Annotated in this window: 18 protein-coding genes; 16 read left to right on the top strand and 2 right to left on the bottom strand. The window is 44.5% G+C overall.

Features of this window, described 5'->3' with window-relative positions; translation table 11 throughout:
• Positions 1 to 87: 87 nt before the first annotated feature.
• Entirely contained in the window at positions 88 to 1,362 is a 1,275-nt protein-coding gene (locus AR1Y2_RS12535; protein WP_137329256.1) for an IS110 family RNA-guided transposase, read from the bottom strand.
• Positions 1,363 to 1,659: 297 nt separating this feature from the next.
• On the opposite strand from AR1Y2_RS12535, the gene AR1Y2_RS12530 reads away from it, so the two are divergent.
• From AR1Y2_RS12530 to AR1Y2_RS12450, 16 genes are all read left to right on the top strand, one after another.
• A complete protein-coding gene (locus AR1Y2_RS12530; RefSeq protein WP_137329255.1) occupies positions 1,660 to 2,007 on the top strand; it encodes a TIGR04076 family protein in 348 nt (115 codons plus the stop codon).
• A 220-nt stretch (positions 2,008 to 2,227) separates the two neighbouring features.
• Positions 2,228 to 3,409, top strand: coding sequence for a betaine/proline/choline family ABC transporter ATP-binding protein (locus tag AR1Y2_RS12525; RefSeq protein WP_137329254.1), 1,182 nt, complete (start codon positions 2,228 to 2,230; stop codon positions 3,407 to 3,409).
• A 3-nt stretch (positions 3,410 to 3,412) separates the two neighbouring features.
• Entirely contained in the window at positions 3,413 to 4,990 is a 1,578-nt protein-coding gene (locus AR1Y2_RS12520) for an ABC transporter permease/substrate-binding protein (protein WP_137329253.1), read from the top strand.
• A 294-nt stretch (positions 4,991 to 5,284) separates the two neighbouring features.
• Positions 5,285 to 6,163 carry a class II fructose-bisphosphate aldolase gene (locus AR1Y2_RS12515; protein ID WP_137329252.1) on the top strand — a complete coding sequence of 293 codons (879 nt, stop codon included), beginning with the start codon at positions 5,285 to 5,287 and terminating at the stop codon, positions 6,161 to 6,163.
• Between the two features lie 19 nt (positions 6,164 to 6,182).
• A complete protein-coding gene (locus tag AR1Y2_RS12510; protein ID WP_137329251.1) occupies positions 6,183 to 7,229 on the top strand; it encodes a zinc-dependent alcohol dehydrogenase in 1,047 nt (348 codons plus the stop codon).
• 44 nt (positions 7,230 to 7,273) lie between these two features.
• Entirely contained in the window at positions 7,274 to 7,774 is a 501-nt protein-coding gene (locus AR1Y2_RS12505; RefSeq protein WP_137329250.1) for a PTS sugar transporter subunit IIB, read from the top strand.
• An 18-nt stretch (positions 7,775 to 7,792) separates the two neighbouring features.
• A complete protein-coding gene (locus AR1Y2_RS12500; protein WP_137329249.1) occupies positions 7,793 to 9,418 on the top strand; it encodes a PTS system mannose/fructose/sorbose family transporter subunit IID in 1,626 nt (541 codons plus the stop codon).
• Between the two features lie 90 nt (positions 9,419 to 9,508).
• Entirely contained in the window at positions 9,509 to 10,489 is a 981-nt protein-coding gene (locus AR1Y2_RS12495; protein ID WP_137329248.1) for a sugar-binding transcriptional regulator, read from the top strand.
• A gap of 4 nt (positions 10,490 to 10,493) precedes the next feature.
• Positions 10,494 to 11,648, top strand: coding sequence for an iron-containing alcohol dehydrogenase (locus AR1Y2_RS12490; RefSeq protein WP_137329247.1), 1,155 nt, complete (start codon positions 10,494 to 10,496; stop codon positions 11,646 to 11,648).
• A 110-nt stretch (positions 11,649 to 11,758) separates the two neighbouring features.
• Positions 11,759 to 12,265: a GNAT family N-acetyltransferase gene (locus AR1Y2_RS12485; protein WP_137329246.1), complete on the top strand. Its 507-nt coding sequence runs from the start codon at positions 11,759 to 11,761 to the stop codon at positions 12,263 to 12,265.
• A gap of 119 nt (positions 12,266 to 12,384) precedes the next feature.
• A complete protein-coding gene (locus tag AR1Y2_RS12480) occupies positions 12,385 to 13,980 on the top strand; it encodes a peptide chain release factor 3 (protein ID WP_137329245.1) in 1,596 nt (531 codons plus the stop codon).
• Positions 13,981 to 14,197: 217 nt separating this feature from the next.
• Positions 14,198 to 14,692: a translation initiation factor IF-3 gene (infC, locus tag AR1Y2_RS12475; RefSeq protein ID WP_137329244.1), complete on the top strand. Its 495-nt coding sequence runs from the start codon at positions 14,198 to 14,200 to the stop codon at positions 14,690 to 14,692.
• Positions 14,693 to 14,731: 39 nt separating this feature from the next.
• Positions 14,732 to 14,929, top strand: a complete 198-nt coding sequence (gene rpmI / locus AR1Y2_RS12470; protein ID WP_006569064.1) for a 50S ribosomal protein L35 — start codon at positions 14,732 to 14,734, stop codon at positions 14,927 to 14,929.
• A gap of 30 nt (positions 14,930 to 14,959) precedes the next feature.
• Positions 14,960 to 15,316 carry a 50S ribosomal protein L20 gene (rplT, locus tag AR1Y2_RS12465; protein WP_137329243.1) on the top strand — a complete coding sequence of 119 codons (357 nt, stop codon included), beginning with the start codon at positions 14,960 to 14,962 and terminating at the stop codon, positions 15,314 to 15,316.
• Between the two features lie 292 nt (positions 15,317 to 15,608).
• The gene (locus AR1Y2_RS12460) at positions 15,609 to 16,754 is read left to right on the top strand and encodes a C40 family peptidase (protein ID WP_137329242.1); all 1,146 of its coding nucleotides are present in this window, start codon (positions 15,609 to 15,611) and stop codon (positions 16,752 to 16,754) included.
• 146 nt (positions 16,755 to 16,900) lie between these two features.
• Positions 16,901 to 18,190 carry a glucosaminidase domain-containing protein gene (locus tag AR1Y2_RS12450; RefSeq protein WP_175403643.1) on the top strand — a complete coding sequence of 430 codons (1,290 nt, stop codon included), beginning with the start codon at positions 16,901 to 16,903 and terminating at the stop codon, positions 18,188 to 18,190.
• Here AR1Y2_RS12450 and AR1Y2_RS17820 read toward each other — a convergent pair.
• Positions 18,185 to 18,358: a hypothetical protein gene (locus AR1Y2_RS17820; RefSeq protein WP_175403642.1), complete on the bottom strand. Its 174-nt coding sequence runs from the start codon at positions 18,356 to 18,358 to the stop codon at positions 18,185 to 18,187. The genes AR1Y2_RS12450 and AR1Y2_RS17820 overlap by 6 nt on opposite strands.
• Positions 18,359 to 18,511 lie beyond the last annotated feature (153 nt).

The raw sequence follows: 18,511 nt of genomic DNA, 5'->3' as shown, positions 1-18,511 counted from the left end.
GAAAGTAGAGGACAGCCAAAAAGTGGCGCACTGATTTAAGCTGTCAAGAAATGGCAACTTTTTGAAGTATTGATTTTAGGAATTAATTTAAGAAGCTATTGGTTCTAGTGGTGGATATAGTCCTTCACGTTGTAATAGCTTCATAGCCTGCTTGATGGCTTTTGCTTTTTGTTTTTCAAGTAAAGCTTCAGGCATATCAATTTTGTATAAGTCGCTTGGATTCCAAGCTTCACCAGTTGATAACATCTGGTAGATTGCAGTCAGAATCATACGAGCGATAGCAACTATGGCTCTTTTCTTGCCACGGCGTTTCATAAGAGATTCATATTTCTTTTTGTAGTAAGGAGACTTTTCAGATTTAACGGCTGCATGAGCACATTGTACTAATGCAGGTTTGAGGTAAACTCCAGCACGTGTGATCCGAACAGATTTCTTTTTACCACCAGATTCATTGCTGCCAGGGACTAAACCAGCCCAACAGCATAAACGTTTTGAAGAGCAGAACTGAGACATATCAATACCTATTTCGGAGATGATAGTGATTGCACTATCACGTTTAACACCCGGAATAGTCATTAGGAACTGGATAGCATTTTCATAATCAGGGTCAGAAGAAATCAATTTTTCTATTTCACGGTCTACATCATTGATTTCAGCTGTGATATAATCCATATGTGCACGGACGAGGCGCATACGATATTTTTGGGGATCAGTCATCTGATATCCTTCAATGGATTCAATCACAGCATCTTCTTTGGATTTGAGACGTCTAAGAAGTTTGGATGCGATTTCTTCATGGTTGATAGAATTGTCAGTCTGCTCAAGCAGGTAGTCAATAATGGATGTGGATGACTTCCCAAAGATATCGGAAACAACAGAATCTAAAGCGACATTACAAACAGTAAGCGCATTCTGATATCGATTCTTTTCACTGGAACGGCAGGAAACCAGCTTATAGCGGTATCTTGTATATTCTCTTAAAATACGTATTTTTTTACAAGGGATGTAGCGGCCCTTCACAAGTCCGAGACGGAATAAGTCTCCAATCCATTTAGAATCTTTGGTGTCATCCTTGTTGCCTTTTACAGCTTTTACCCATTTGGGATTAGCGATGGTAACATTGATTTCATCTTCCAATAGATTAAAGACAGGAACCCAGTATTTACCGGTGGATTCCATACAGACATCATGGCAGTCATTTTCGAGAAGCCAATGCTTGAACTCAAGAATTGAATTGTTAAAGGTGGAAAAACGTTTCTTCTGATAAGAAGGTTGAATGCCACCAGTGGTAGTAATGATTGTGGCAACGAGAAATGATTTGTGAACATCGACACCACAACAGGTTTTGTAGGTAACTTTCATAGTCAGACTCCTTTCTGAAAAAAGATAAGAGAAGCCATTGACTGAACTGCCACACAATTTAACCAAGGCGTTAAAACAATTCTTAGTGTACGGTCTTATAGATCCACTTATTTGTGCTTGAAAAGGCAGAACTTACACTGATTAAAATGCTGTCTAAAACGAGAAAGAATTTACAACTCCTCCTCCCGTGCTTTGTAGTGTAGCTTCTTGAAGCTATTATCTCATGGAGTTGAGGTTTTGAAAATCTTTCATTACTATTTGTGCCGCCGACTGAAAGGCGGCGGAATGGAGATTAAAATGAAAAAATGGTATGACGAGGAGTATGAGTTTGAAATCGAGGTGACGGGATTTCTCAGAAGTGACCACACAGAGCGGTATTGCAGGAACGGTGAGGAAATCGGAGATAAATATATGTGTACCTATGGCTGTCCTGTCAATGCGGATGGGCAGGGTATCTGCTCCAAGGTAATGATGATGATGTTTCCGGTCATGGAGGCTGTGAGAAGCGGAGGAGATCTTGAGAATATCGGCGGTGACGGAAAATACAGCAAGGATATTGTATGTCCGGATGGCTGTGTTGTGTTCAGGCTGACGGCAAAAAAACTCGGAAATGAAAATTTTTATAAGGGCAAATTTTTTGACTAGTTTTTTGCATTTATTTTTTCCTTTTTAAGAGGCATCGTACTGTTACTGTACGGTGCCTCTTCTGCCTGAGTGGAAAAAAGTTTTAAAATATGATAAACTAAAAAGGCAGTGCTGATAATTCTATAGTATAACAGATGATATTTGTTTTATAGAAAACGGAATAAAAGGATCTGGGGTGACACAGATCCTTTTGACTGTTTAAACAAAAGGAGTGAAATGAATGATTGAGTTTCAACACGTAACGAAGAGTTTTAAAGATAATAAAGTCCTGTCGGATATCTCTCTGACGATTGAAGATGGGGAACTGGTGGCGATCATTGGTTCCAGCGGCTGTGGCAAGACCACAACGCTTAAAATGATCAACCGGCTGATCCGTCCGACGAAAGGCAAGATTTTCATCGACGGGAATGACATTGAAGATATGAACAAAGTCGAGATGCGGCGCAATATCGGATATGTGATACAGCAGGCGGGACTGTTTCCCCATATGACTGTCAGAGAGAACATCGAACTGATCCAGAGATTGGAAAAAAAGAATGATGAAGAGATCAGGAAAAATACAGATTATCTCATGGATATGGTCGGACTCGAAGGAGAGGAATTCCTCGACCGCTATCCCAATGACTTAAGCGGCGGACAGCAGCAGCGAGTAGGTGTTGCCAGGGCGCTTGCCAATAACCCAAAGATTATTTTGATGGATGAGCCGTTTTCAGCGCTGGACCCTATGACAAGAGTCAGCCTCCAGGATGAACTGATCGCTCTCCATGAGAAGGTGGACACAACCATCGTATTTGTCACCCACGATATGGATGAGGCCATCAAGATCGCAGATAAGATTTGTATTATGAAAGACGGACACATTCTCCAATATGATACACCGGAAGAGATTCTTAAAAATCCGGCCAATGAGTTTGTAGAAAACTTCGTAGGAAAAAACCGTATCTGGGGATCACCGGAATACATAAAGGTGGAAGATATCATGATCGAGAATCCAGTCACCTGTTCCGGGGACCTGTCCAGAAGCCGGTGTGTGAAAAGGATGAAAGAACGCCATGTAGATACACTGCTTGTAGTGGATCAAGACAGGAAACTTAAGGGTATGGTCAACAGGAAAGCCCTCTACAGGGCTAAGAATCCGCTGGCTGCAGCGGAGACTATGATGAAGACAGATGTCCTGACCGCAAGCCCGGATGACAACATCCTCCAGCTTTTAAAGCTGATCGATGAGTATGACGTAGGAAACATCCCTGTGGTAGACGAAAATGAAAAGGTGCTGGGTCTGATCACAAACAGTAATCTGATCTCTACATTGAGCCAGCAGTATTTGACAGAGGATGAAGAAGAAACAGAGGGAGAACCGCCAGAAGGTTCCCATGCAGAAATGACAGAGGAGGAGGTGTAACCGATGGAATTTATTCAGTATATGATACAAAATAAACAACAGATTTTTTCTCTTGTGACAGAACATATCGAACTCACCGCCATTGCGGTGGGATGCTCTATTCTCGTCGGTGTGCCTCTCGGAATATTGATCAGCTATGTAAAGAATCTAAACAAGCCGGTTCTAGGAGTGGCAAATGTAGTACAGGCGATCCCAAGTATGGCACTTTTAGGACTGTCTATTCCGCTTCTAGGAATCGGGACCCTTCCTGCCGTGGTGATGGTTATCATTTATTCACTGCTGCCGATCATTAAGAACACATTTACTGGTATTAACAGTATCAGTCCGGAAATGGTGGAAGCGGCCAAGGGAATCGGCTTAACAAAAGCACAGGTGCTGTTTAAGGTCAAAATACCGCTGGCTCTGCCGATCATCATGGCAGGTGTCCGTATCTCTGCGGTAACGGCAGTGGGACTTATGACCATGGCTGCCTTTATCGGTGCCGGAGGACTTGGATATCTGGTATTTTCAGGAATCCGTACAGTTAACAACGCACAGATCCTGGCAGGTGCTATCCCGTCATGTATCTTAGCTCTTTTGGTAGACTATCTGGCGGGGCTGATTGAAAAGCTTGTGACGCCGATCAGTCTGCAGCAGGGATATGAAGGTTCAAAGGAACAGTTAAAAAGAAAGAGACGCCGCCAGAAAGGTGTGCTGGCACTGGTAGGAGTCCTGATCGTTGTGATCATGGGCAACTCCATCATCTCAAGCTTCAAGGGAGATGACAAGAGGATAGCCATTGGAAGTAAAGACTTTACGGAACAGCTGGTTCTCTGTAATCTCTATGCCGATGTGATCGAGGACAAGACAGATATCAAGGTGGACCGGAGAGAAAATCTCGGAGGCAGTGAGGTCTGCTATGAAGCCCAGGATAAAGGCGAGATCGATATGTATGTGGAATACACAGGAACTGCATATATGAACATTATGAAACAGGAATCCACCAACGATATGGATAAAGTCTATCAGGCTTTGAAGAAATACTTTAAAGAGAAAAATAATTTTGAAGTATTGGATCAGACAAAGTTTAACAATACTTATACATTGGCCGTGAGCAAAGAGACGGCCAAGAAGTATAATCTTAATAGGATCAGTGATCTGAGGAAAAGCGGATCCCAGCTGAGCATCGGTTCCACACTGGAATTCTTAAACCGTGCGGACGGTCTTCCGGGATTATGTGAAACTTACGGTTTTAAGTTTAAGGGTGAGACCGGCATTGACGGTTCTCCGAGATATACAGCACTGGAGAATAAGAAAGTGGACGTTGTAGACGCATTTGCGACAGACGGCCTATTAAAGAAGTTTAAACTGAAGGTATTGGAAGATGACAAAAAATATTTCCCTCCGTACTATGCGGTGCCGGTGATCAGAGAGGATACTCTCAATCAATATCCTGAGCTGAAAAAAGTCATCAACGACTTAAGTTCTCAGCTGACCAATGACGCTATGATGGAGATGAATTACGAAGTAGATGAATTGGGAAAAGAACCGAGAGAAGTTGCACACAACTATCTGGTAAAACAGGGACTGATAAAAGAATAAGAATCAAAGGCAAAACGCCTGCAGAATGTCTGCAGGCGTTTTTTTATTCCATAGGAAAGTTCTTCGAACCTCCCTATGGGATAAAAAAGCCCTGTGGGCAGTATGCACACAAATGCGTGAAGAAATTATTTGACTACGTCAAATCACATTTGGTGCGCAAGCTTGTTGATTTTGTTTTGATGTGCACATATGTGCACTATAAAGAAAAAATGAATTGACAAAGATACAAAACGGGAATATACTACGGGTAAGAACAAATGATACCTATAGTGGATATTTGATTAGGAGGTCAATATGATAGTTACGATGGATCAGATACTGAAAAAAGCAAAGCAGGATGGTTACGGAGTGGCTGCTCCCAATGTGTGGGACAGATTTACCGTCAAGAGTGTCTTTGAAGCGGCCAGGGAACTGAAAGCTCCGGTGGTGATCGACTGTGCAGGGATACATGACATCGAGGAGACCGCAGACTTAGTCAAGTTTTATGAGAAAAAATTCCCGGAGGTCACCGCGGCTCTGAATCTGGACCACGGCGGTGACTTTGAGGAGATCGTAGCGGCGGTCCGTTTTGGATTTAGTTCTGTTATGGTAGACCGCTCCACTCTTTCCCTGGAGGAGAACATAAAAGAGGTAAAGGAGATCGTGAAGATCGCCCATGCGTCAGGGATTTCCGTGGAGGCAGAGCTTGGGCATGTGGGTCAGGGGTTTGAGTATGAGCAGACAAGAGACTCCGGGCTCACAAGAAAGGAAGAGGCTAAAAGATTTGTGGAAGAGACAGAAGTTGACTGCCTGGCGGTATCCGTAGGGACATCCCATGGAACTTATAAAGGGACACCGAAACTGGAGTTTGGGCTTCTGGGTGAGCTGCATACACTGCTTGAGATACCTCTGGTACTCCACGGCGGTTCTGGAACCGGAGACGAGAACCTTAAAAAAGCAGTTCAGACAGGGATCCAGAAGGTTAACCTCTGTACGGACTTGAGCAACGCAGGCCTTACGAAGCTGAAGTCCTATCTAGGTATCGATTACGAAAGCATGGAGAAAAACGGGTCACTCGGGGAGTTTGGAAATCCGGCGGCCAATATGTGGGATGTGTCCAAAACTATGGCCGGAGGTTATAAAGAGGAGTTAAAACGTTATATGATTCTTTTTGGAAGTGATGGAAGAGCATAATTGTCAGGAGGGTAAGCGTATGGAACCAACAACAATGAAATTTGGATGCCTGGTGAAAAAGGGAGTGGCAGAAGTCCGGGAAAGGGAGCTGCCGGATGTGGGAGACCACCAGGTACTGCTTAAGATGAAAGCCTGCAATATCTGTACAACAGATTACGGGCAGTGGCTGGGGCTCAGGGAGCATCAGGGATACCCTATGGCGGGGGGACATGAAGCCTCTGGAGAGGTGATCAAAGTCGGAAAGAAGGTGGACGATTACCAGGTTGGGGATCTGGTGGCCACGGGCTACAACGGATGCGGCCACTGTATGGCCTGCAGGAACGGTGACGTGGATGCTTGCAAGTCAAAGACAAAAACATCTGAGGATGGATATTGTTTCAGTTTTTTTGGATTTTCAGACTACTGTGTGAAAGACGCAAAAAGTATTTATAAAGTGAATCCTGAGATGAATCCGTCCGAGGCGGGATTTTTAGAGCCGCTGGCGACCGTACTGCACGGCATTAAAAAAATCCAGATCAGACCGTTTGAAAACGTGGTCATCATCGGGGCAGGGACCATGGGGCTGGTAAATGCGCAGGCCGCCAAAGCCTATGGTGCCAGAGTGATCGTCTCTGAGATCATACCGAAAAAAATCCAGACTGCAAGAGACATGGGATTTGAGGTGATCGACGGAGGCACTGAAGATCCTGTAAAAAAAGTGATGGAGCTTACACAGGAAGAAGGGGCGGATACCGTCATCATCGCAGTGGGAAATACAAACGCCAACCAGCAGGCACTGGAGATGATAAGGGAACTGGACGGCAAGATTTTGTTGTTTGCGGCAGGATATCCTGCTCCTGAGATGGACGTTGATCCGAATACGCTCCACTACAGGAGGATCAGCCTGATCGGAACCTTTGGGGCAAACCACAAGGATTTTATGGAATCAGCAAAGGCGTTAAGTGCAGGGATCGTAGATGTTTCTAAACTGATTGAGCCGAAAACATTCTGCCTCGATCAGATACAGGAAGCATTTGAGGAAGCAAGCAAGCCCGGTATGTACAGAGTCAGTGTCTTACTAGATTAAAAAAGTAAATAGGGGCTTCCGGGCAGTGTGGAAGGAGGATCTGTATGGCAAAAAGATTGGCAGTAAGGATCGATGACAGGCTGATTCACGGACAAGTAGTGACGCAATGGGTGAACATTTTTAAGGCAGACCACATCATAGTGATCGACGATCAGGTGGCGGCAGACAAGATGCAGAAAAGTATTTTGAAATTTGCCGCCCCGCCGGACATAAAAGTCAGTATCTACTCTTCTGACAAGGCGGCAGAACAGTGGCAGAAAAACCAGTTTGGAAAGGGCAGTGTGTTTGTCTTATTCAAACAGGTGGGACAGATCGAAAAAACCGCGGATTTGGGAATTGTATTTGACGAGATCACCATCGGCCAGATGGCTGTGACCGGGGAACGGAAACAGATTTACAAACAGGTTGGCTTATCAAAAGCAGAAGCAGAGACATTACTCGACTTAGAAAAAAGAGGGATCAAGTTTAGCTTTCAGATGATCCCCACGGATAAAAAGATAGGGTTGCAGGAACGGATAAAAAAAGTCTTTCCGGACCTGTTATAAAGATCGGAGGGTTAAGTCATGGGAATCACTTTGTTTCAAGCGTTGCTTTTAGGCCTGATCTGCGGCCTTGCAAAGGCAATTATTTTTTACACGCCATCAGCGTTTATGATCAACACAGTCGTTTTTAATGCAGTCGTTGTTGGAGCTGTTCTGGGAGATATGAAGACGGCAATGATCATAGGTGCTTCATTACAGCTGATCTATCTGGGCGTTATCTCCGCGGGGGGAAACCAGCCGACAGATCCATGTCTGGCATCGTACATTGCCATACCGGTGGCAATGGCGTCCGGACTCAACACAACTGCCGCGGTGGCTATCGCAGTGCCCATCGGGCTTCTGGGGGCACAGCTTCAAAATCTTGTCTATTTAATGGCCGGTTTTTTTGCCCAGAGAGCGGATCAGTTTGCAGGAAAAGGTGATGCAGGAGGGATGACACGCTGGGCGGTTTTATACTGCGGATGCGTAAAGACACTGATATTTATGGTTCCGGTCACCTTGGCGCTGTACTTTGGAAGCGGGGCTCTGCAGGGAGTGCTGGACCATATCCCTGCCGCGGTGACCAACGGACTGGCGGCTATGGGCGCGTGCCTGCCGGCGGTAGGTTTTGCCATCATCGCAAGCCTGATCTCAAAGCCAAAGTATCTGCCGTTCTTTTTCGCAGGATTTTTCCTGATCGAATATACGAAAATCGGAACGATACCACTGCTGCTGGCAGGTCTTTTTCTCACTTTCCTGTATCTTACTTTCACAGACAAAGGGAAGGAGACAGATCTGGACGAAGAAGATGATGAGGAGGAAGAACCTGAAGCGGAAGGACAAAAACTGCTCAGCAAAAAAGACATTTTTAAAGCTTGGCTGATCTGGTGGACAACGGCGGAGATAAGCCACAGCTTTGAGAGAATGCAGGCTCCCAGTTTCTGTACGGCTTTAGTTCCTGCACTGAAAAGATACTACCCTAAAAAAGAGGATCAACCGAAGTTTGTCGAAGCATTAAAGAGAAATATGACATTTTTTAATACGGAAGGTCATTGGGGTGGAGGAACGATACTGGGTCTTACCCTGGCTCTGGAAGAGAAAAAGTCACAAAATTATGAGGCGATCCCGGGGGAAGTGATCGTCAATCTTAAAACAGGTCTTATGGGTCCTCTGGCAGGGATTGGGGACACCATTTCCTGGTCAACCCTGATGTATCTGCTGATTGGATTGTTCCTGCCTCTTGCCAAGAGCGGAAACGCACTGGGAGGTATTGCGCCGTTTGTACTGCTGACGGTCATATGTTTTAGCATCGGCCTGTTTCTGACTCAGAAGTGCTACCAGTTTGGTTACTCCTTTGCGGAAAACATGTTAAAGTCCGGACTGGTAAATAAAGTGATCACAGGGGCAAGTATCTTAGGACTGTTTATGATGGGGGGACTGGCTTCCACCTATGTGACGGTTTCTACACCGCTGAAACTTGCCACCAGCAGTTATTCCATTACGCTGCAGTCCATCTTTGACTCCATCGTGCCGGGGCTTCTGCCTCTTGTGGTGGTGCTCTGTGTATGGGGTTACTTATCAAAGATTAAAAGAAACTATTTTGCGGCCACCCTGGGAGTCACAGTACTCTCACTCATTCTTGGATGCATCGGCATCATAGGGGGATGATGATTTTCCGGAACGGATATGATAAAATGAAGATCAAAGAAAAATACTGTTTACAGATAGTTTAGACATAGGAAAGTGGTGAGAAGAAGGATGGAGAGCGTGAAAGAAGAGCGGTTTGTCTTAAAAGTAGTAGAAATGTATTACAAGCAGGGTTTGTCCCAAAGCGAGATCGGAAAGAAGCTCAATGTTTCCAGGACAAAGATATCTAGGACTTTGTCAAGAGCCAGGACAGAGGGATATGTCCAGATCAAGATCAATTATCCGAAGAATTCTATGATCAGCGTGGAAGAGCAGCTGGAAAAGAAGTTCGGGTTAAAAGAAGCGATTATTGCATATGAGCGGGACAGTGAAAGTATCAGTGATGAAGTAGCGTTCCTGGCCTCTGATTATATTGTCAGAGTCCTGAAAAATAAAATGATCCTGGCACTCACCAGGGGGACTACTCTGCAAAAGACCATCGCATGTTTGGAGCATGATATGAGACTGAAGTTCTTAAAGCTGGAAGACGTGAAGGTCATCCCGCTGATGGGAGCTACCAATATATCTTTGGAGGAGGACAAGAACTATCGTGCTGCGTACTCCAACTACTTGATTGATGAGGCGGCCAGGATCATCAATGCCAACAGTTATCAGATCCTGGCGCCGCAGTATGTGACAGATCCCGGAGTAAAAGAGAATCTGATGAAAGAAGAAACCGTGAAGGAAGTGATCGATCTGGCAAAGAATGCGGATATCGCCGTGTTTGGCATCGGAACGCTCAACGAAAATTCTGCGACCATCAACGCCAAAATCGTTCCCATGGAGGAATTTAAAAGACTTCAGGAAAAGGGAGGAGTAGGTGAGGTGCTTTCCAGAGTTTTTGACAAAGAAGGGAATCTGATCTCTGATGATTTTGACCGGAGGCTGATCTGCCTGGGATTAGAGGATTTAAAAAAGATACCGATCCGGGTCGGGGTAGCTTACGGTATTGAAAAAACAGATGCAATCCTTGGAGCTTTAAGGGGTGGAATTGTCAATGTGCTGATCACGGACAGTGAAGTTGCCGCAGCTCTGAACCAGAATAGGAGGTAATTTGATGAACAACTTTACATATTCAATTCCCACAAAGGTGCATTTCGGAAAGGGGCAGATTGTCCATCTGAAAGAACTGAGAGAAAGCGGGAATAAGGTGCTGCTGGTCTACGGAGGAGGAAGCATCAAAAAGAACGGAATCTATGACAGGGCCGTCGGGCTTTTAAAAGAGGCCGGCCTCGAGATCTTTGAACTTTCAGGGGTAGAGCCGAACCCAAAGATTGAGTCTGTCCGCAAGGGAGTTGCGTTGTGCCAAGAACATGAAATCGACATGACGCTTGCTATCGGCGGCGGAAGTGTCATAGACTGTGCGAAAGTCATTGCAGCAGGTGTCCGGTATGACGGAGATCCTTGGGATCTGGTCATTGATCCGAAGAAGATCAGAGGGGCTCTGCCTATTTACAGTGTACTCACATTGGCGGCCACAGGCTCTGAGATGGATGTGTTTGCGGTAATCTCTGATATGGACAAGAATGAAAAATGGGGCACTTCAAGTGATTATTTGAAACCAAGGATGTCAGTGCTGGATCCGGAGTATACCTATTCTGTTTCGGCAAAACAGACATCGGCAGGTACAGCAGATATTATGAGTCATATTCTGGAAAGTTATTTTACCAACGTTGAACATGCGGACGTGCAGGCCCGCTTTGCAGAGGGGCTTTTGAAAATATGCATTGAAAACGGGCCAAAAGCGCTGGCAGATCCCAGGGACTATGACGCAAGGGCAAATCTGATGTGGGCGTCCAGTATGGCGATCAATGGGATCATCAGCGGAGGCGCGGAAGTGGAATGGTGTGTTCATCCAATGGAACATGAGTTAAGTGCATTCTACGATATCACCCACGGGGAAGGTCTGGCGATCCTGACACCTCACTGGATGGAGTTTGCGCTGAACGATAGTACCGCTGGAAAGTTTGCGGACTACGGAAGAAATGTATGGGGGATTACAGAAACGGATGACATCACTGCCGCAAAAGAAGCGGTCAAATGTACCAGAAACTTTTTCAAACAAATGAATCTTCCATCCACATTGTCGGAGGTAGGAATTGATGACAAGTATTTTGAGGTTATGGCAGATAAAGCCGAGAAAGGGTGCAAGGGTTCTTTTGTTCCTCTTACGGCAGCGGATATTATAAAGATATACGAAGCATCGAAGTAGCGATATGTATGAACAGTGAATTTCGGAATAAATAGAAATAGTGCTTTTTTCGTCATATGGCTGGGCAGCCTGTGGAAAAAGCATTATTTCTATGTGAAAGGATAAAAAGAATGAAGATCGAAACTGAAAGGCTTATGATCCTTCCTCTTACACCGGAACAGCTTGACTTATGGACATGCAATCTGGCAGAGCTTGAAAAAGAACTAAACTGTTCCTATCAAGCGGAACCAATGGAGGGGATGTTCCGTGAGATTGTATGCGCGCAGGCAGATAAAGCAAAAAGAGATCCTGCAAATTATCTATGGCATACATTCTGGTTTATTTTGAGAAAATTGGACCGCTGTGTCGTTGGATCCATTGATTTTAAAGATATTCCGAACATAGAAGGCGAGGTTGAAATAGGATACGGTCTGGGAAGGAGCTTTGAACATAACGGTTATATGACCGAAACGGTCCAGGCATTTTGTGACTGGGCACTGGGGCAGGAGGGAGTCGGTCATATCATTGCGGAAACCGAGATTGAGGGACTTTCATCACAGAAGATTTTGCGAAAAATCGGCTTCAAAGAATATGACAGAAAGGATACTGTGTGGTGGCGTTATTCAAATATAATATGAATTCTTAGCATAGAGTTTCTCAAATGAAACTCTATTTTTAGTGGAAATCCATCTTTTGTTATGCTATCATAACCAGGAATACCCGCAGGGGCATGTGAGATAAAGAAAGAGGAAGAACTATGGCAAACAGTATTGAAAAGGAAATCGGCAGAAGAAGGACCTTTGCGATCATTTCGCATCCGGATGCCGGAAAGACCACCCTGACAGAGAAATTTCTGTTATATGGAGGAGCCATCAACACAGCAGGCTCTGTAAAAGGAAAAGCGAATACAAAACATGCGGTGTCTGACTGGATGGAAATCGAGAAGGAGAGAGGAATTTCAGTTACCTCATCTGTTCTGCAGTTTGAGTACAACGACTACTGCATCAATATCCTGGACACGCCGGGACATGAGGACTTTTCTGAGGACACATACCGGACATTGATGGCGGCCGACTGCGCTGTCATGGTCATTGATGCGTCCAAAGGTGTGGAGGCCCAGACGATCAAATTGTTTAAGGTCTGTGTCATGAGACATATCCCCATCTTTACGTTTATAAATAAAATGGACCGGGAGGCCAAAGATACATTTGAGCTTCTGGACAATATAGAAAAAGTTCTTGGCATTGATACCTGTCCAGTGAACTGGCCGATCGGGTGCGGGAAAGAATTTAAGGGAGTTTATGAGAGAAACAGCAGGGAGATCCTGGGCTTTGAAGCGGTCTCCACTGGCGGGTCCAAAGAAGCGAAAGAGACCGTGGTCTCCATCGATGACGGACAGGCTGAGCAGATGATCGGAGAGGATTTTTACGAAAATCTCATGGAAGAGATCGAACTTCTGGACGGAGCGTCACAGCCGCTAGATATGGAGAAAGTCCAGAAAGGAGAACTGTCCCCGGTATTTTTTGGATCAGCGCTGACCAACTTTGGTGTTCAGCCGTTTCTTGAACATTTCCTGAAGATGACGACGGCACCGCTTCCACGAATTTCAAAAGGAACCGAGATTGCTCCTTCTGGAAATGACTTTTCGGCGTTTGTGTTTAAGATCCAGGCAAACATGAATAAAAACCACAGGGACAGGATTGCTTTTATGAGGATCTGCTCCGGTAAATTTGAAGCCAATATGGAAGTAAAACATGTACAGAGCAAAAAGAAGATGCGCCTTTCCCAGCCGCAGCAGATCATGGCACAGGAGAGGAAGATTGTGGACGAAGCCTACGCCGGAGATATCATCGGCGTGTTTGATCCAGGAATCTTTTCCATCGGGGACACCGTCTGTATGCCAAAAGATGACTTTGAGTATGAGGGAATCCCTACCTTTGCACCGGAACATTTTGCCAGGGTCATTCAGCTGGACTCTATGAAGAGAAAACAGTTTGTAAAAGGTGTTGAGCAGATCGCGCAGGAAGGTGCCATTCAGATCTTCCAGGAGCACCAGGCAGGGTTTGCGGAGATCATCGTGGGCGTTGTGGGCACCCTGCAGTTTGATGTGTTAAAATACCGCCTGGAGAACGAGTACAACTGTGAGATCCGGCTGGAGCCGCTTCCGTACCAGGCGATCCGCTGGATCAAAGACGTCAAAACTGACATGGGCAAATTAAAGGGTGTGGCGGAAGTGAAGAAAGTCCGGGATATGAGAGGAAATCCACTTCTTTTATTTAAAAACGAATGGGGCATCCAATTTGTGCTGGATCGAAACGATGGGCTCGAACTGGTGGAATTCAGCAAAGAGTAAGCAAAAACAGTTGACAGGATCAGATTTTGATTGTATGATATTAAGAGTTGTGAGAAACAACAGGAACAAGAAAGAAGAGTATCCACTCTCACCTTAGCACCAGAGTGACTTGGGTTAATATTTAAGAAATTGATTCTATAATCATGCTTGAATGTAAAGTGGATAGTCTGACTATCCACTTATTTTTTTATGGAGGTGTAACGTTATTAGCGATTTAATGATCAATGGACAAATCAGAGACAAAGAAGTGCGACTGATCGGAGAGGATGGGTCACAGTTAGGGATTATGTCCGCAAGGGAAGCTCAAAAAAAAGCTGACGAGGCTGAACTGGATTTAGTTAAGATCTCTCCGAAAGCTAAGCCGCCGGTGTGCAAGATCATCAATTACGGTAAGTATAAGTATGAACTGGCCCGCAAGGAAAAGGAAGCGAAAAAGAAGCAGAAGACTGTTGAGGTAAAAGAAGTCCGGATGTCTCCGAACATTGATACGAATGATCTGAATACAAAGATCAGCCATGCCAGGAAATTTTTATCTAAGGGTGCCCGTGTAAAGGTAACGCTTCGATTCAGAGGAAGAGAGCTTGCCCATGTGAATTCCAGCAAAGGAATCCTGGATGATTTTGCAAAGGCGTTGGATGATGTAGCGACCGTTGATAAACGTCCGAAATTTGAAGGCAGAAGTATGATTATGTTTTTAGCACCTAAGAACTAGTGCCAGGAAGAAGCAAGAAAGTACAAGGAGGAAATTATCATGCCAAAGGTAAAGACATGTAGAGCAGCAGCAAAAAGATTTAAAAAGACAGGAACAGGAAAATTAAAAAGAAATAAGGCATATAAGAGCCATATCTTAACAAAGAAATCTCCTAAGAGAAAGAGAAATCTTAGAAAATCTGCAGTGACAGATTCTACAAACGCAAAAGTAATGAAGAAGATTTTACCGTATTTATAAGATAGAATATTGAAGGAGGTACTATAAGAAATGGCAAGAATCAAAGGCGGAATGAACGCAAGAAAGAGACATAATAAAGTATTAAAGCTGGCTAAAGGATACAGAGGTGCCAGATCAAAACAGTATAGAGTGGCAAAACAGTCTGTTATGAGAGCTCTTACATCTTCTTACGCAGGAAGAAAACAGAGAAAACGCCAGTTCAGACAGTTATGGATCGCACGTATCAACGCAGCTGCAAGAATGAACGGTTTATCTTACAGCAAATTTATGCATGGATTAAAGTTAGCAGAAGTTGACATCAACAGAAAGATGCTTTCTGAGATGGCAATCAGCAGCCCGGAAGCATTTACAGCATTAGTTGATGTTGCTAAAGGAAAACTGGCTTAAGAAATAGATTTTAAACTACAGCCCGGCTGGGTTATGGATACCCCTCCCGCAGAAGACAGTTCTTTGAACAAGGACGGTTTCCTGCGGGAGGGATTTTTATGTTATAGGAGTCTCCTCCAGAATTTGACGGCAGCTGCCATCTTTCTCTACAATGTTACAAAATGTGATAATATATTACGAATATATTACGAAATTGTTTAAAAAGTATTGACATAGGGGCTGTGCGTGTTATAATAGCACCTGTAGCAACAAAGTTAACAATTTTGTAACATTTAGAATTTGAGGAGGAAACATGATTATCAAGAAGATGAAACTGTCTGCCGCAGTTGTGGCCATGGCAGGTATGATATTGACATCGGCTCCTGTAAATGCGGCACCAAAAGAGACATCAAAGCCGGCAGCGCAGACACAGAAAAAAGAAAACGATCAGGCAAAGAGTGAATATGCCAATAAAGTAGTTGCGAAAGTAAAGAGCTCCTCTACTTTGAACATAAGAAAGAAGCCAAATACAGATTCCAAGATCTTAGGAAAAATGAAAAGAGGAGCGCTTGGAACGATTGTAGAAAAGAGCGATGGCTGGACAAAAGTGAAATCCGGGGATGTGACCGGATATGTGAAAAATGACTACCTTGTCTTTGAAGACGACATCCAGAGTTTTGCAGAAAAAAATATCAAGAAGGTGGCAAAAGTTAAGACAGAGACCCTCAGGGTACGGGAAAAGGCATCCACGGATGCTGATGTTGTAACTTTAGTCTCTGAGGATGAGACTTATAAGGTGAAAAAGCAGAACGGTGACTGGGCAAAGGTTAAAGTCGAAGGCGAGACTGGATATGTTTCAAAGGATTATGTGGATGTAAAATATAAATTCAAAAAAGCAAAATCTATGAAACAGATCGAGGCAGAGCGCCAGGCAAAACTGGAAGCAGAAAGAAAAGCCAGAGAAGCTAAAGAAGAGCAAGTACAGTCATCCCAGAGCAGCTCAGAGAGCAGTTCTTCCAATACGCAGAGCAGCGGCGGCAGCCAGAGCAAAAAATCCGTGCCGGCATCCGCAAGTGTTTCAGGATCATCTACAGGAGCAAGAGCGGCAAACTATGCCCAGCAGTTTGTAGGAAATCCTTACCGCTACGGAGGTAACAGTCTTACAAACGGTATCGACTGCTCCGGATTCACACAGCAGATCATGGCTAAGTTTGGATACAGCATCAGCAGGACATCCAGCGCGCAGGCTTCCGACGGTGTCGCGGTATCCACCAGTAATCTCCGGCCAGGAGATCTGATCTTCTACGGAAGCGGAGGAAGCATCAATCACGTGGCCATGTATATCGGCGGCGGACAGGTTGTGCATGCAAGTAATTCCGCACCTTATCCAAAGGGTGGAATCAAGATCTCAAATGCATTTTACAGGACTCCAGTTTGTGCAAGAAGAATCATCCAGTAATAAACAATATTCCAAAAGGTAAAGAGACTCCCGGGAGCTGCGGCTTGCGGGAGTTTCCATTTATTAAAAAAATCTGAAATCAGGTTTAGGAGTTGCGAAATTATGCCAGTGGATGTATGATGGAAAATATACAAGGGGGTATCAGTGTGAGTAAAGTTCTAAGAAAGGCCGCCAGTATCTTGTGTATGGTCGTTCTCATCCTGAGTATGTCAGTGCCGGCTTTTGCCGTTTCGCCTGACAGTGCCAAGGAGACCGCGGAGACTTCGTCATCCGGCACGACAGAAGAGAAGACAGAGACGGCCACAGAAGAGCAGACGGCAACACAGAAGCCGAAACCAACAACGGCTTCTGAGAAAACAGATACAGAGAAAAAGGGGGACTCAGAAAAGCCGGACAAAGTACATAAAAAGAAAAAGCTAGAGAAGAAAAAAAAGAAAGACAAAAAGAAAAAAGACAAGAAGAAAAAGAAAGAAAAGAAAATTGAAGCACCGGAAGATTCCGTATCGGTCAGATCCAAAACGGCGCTTGACAGAGAGAAAAAGCTGAAACGGCAGCTCATGCAGGAAGAAAGCCTGCAACAGGGGCTGATGCATACGGATAAGGTAAAGGAAGAGATTCAGAAGTTTTATGCGTCACTGGAGGAACAGAGCGGCAGTGTAACGCTTCCAGGAGTCGTGGCGTTGACCGGAGTGAAAAAGGATGGAGATGACACCCAGATCGGACACAGGGTGAACCATCTGCTCATGGAATTGGCACAGAAAACAAAGAATCGTTACTTAAAAGACATTGCTAGAAATTATAATTTTGATGTGGCCGGTGAAGTGAAGGTAGCGGATGTCATTCAGGAGGAGGAGACGATCCAGCTGAAGCAGTACTTAGACCAGCAGCTTCTCAACTGCGACAAGACGCAGGAGCAGCGAATAAAAGATCTGAAAAAGAGCAGAAAAAAGATACAGGCCCTGAAAAAACAGATCAAAGAATTGAATGCAGATAAGCCCCGTATCTTTGACCCGATGGATCTGCTGAAGAAGAGCAATCTGTCAGTGGAGGAGATCCGTCTTATGTTGAAGGGGACGGCTCTAGAGGAACAGGCTCCGGCATTTTATAAGTGTGAGAAGACTTACGGAGTCAATGCTGTTATGGTGATGGGCATTGCCATTCACGAAAGTGCCTGGGGCACCAGCAGGCGCGCCAGGGAAGATCATAATCTCACAGGCTACGGGGTCACTTCAGACAGTGCCAAGGGCATCAACGCACCAACCAAAGAAGAGAATCTGATGATGACTGCTAAGCTTTTGAAAGAAAAATATCTGGTCAAGGGCGGGGCCTATTATCACGGTCCTACCGTAAAAGGGGTCAATCAGAACTATTGTGTGGGAAACACATGGGCTGGTTATGTGACTAATCGGTGCTATGAGATCATGAAAAGATTATAAAGTTCCTGAAGAATCATTGTCGGGGGGACGGTATTTTAGACGCCATTCCCCGACAATTTTTTTTGCCCATTTTTCTTTCTGTCTGTAACGGGCCAGTGACAGGAACAGCCAGAGGAAAATCGAGACAGAGGCAACGCCCAAGATTCTGAAAAAATGTTTTTTATCCATAAAATCCACCTTTTTTATATTATATGAAATATTTTTATTTATATAGACTATTCTAACAAAAACGAATAACGGAGACAATATAGATAAAGAAATGTACTATAGAAATAAAAAGTATTTATGTAAATCAGAGATTATATTTTGTTACATAAATTA

Origin of the sequence: Anaerostipes rhamnosivorans (assembly GCF_005280655.1) — a bacterium.
Taxonomy (GTDB): domain Bacteria; phylum Bacillota; class Clostridia; order Lachnospirales; family Lachnospiraceae; genus Anaerostipes; species Anaerostipes rhamnosivorans.
Note: the sequence above shows the minus strand (reverse complement) of the source record. Positions and strands in the feature narration are given on the sequence as shown.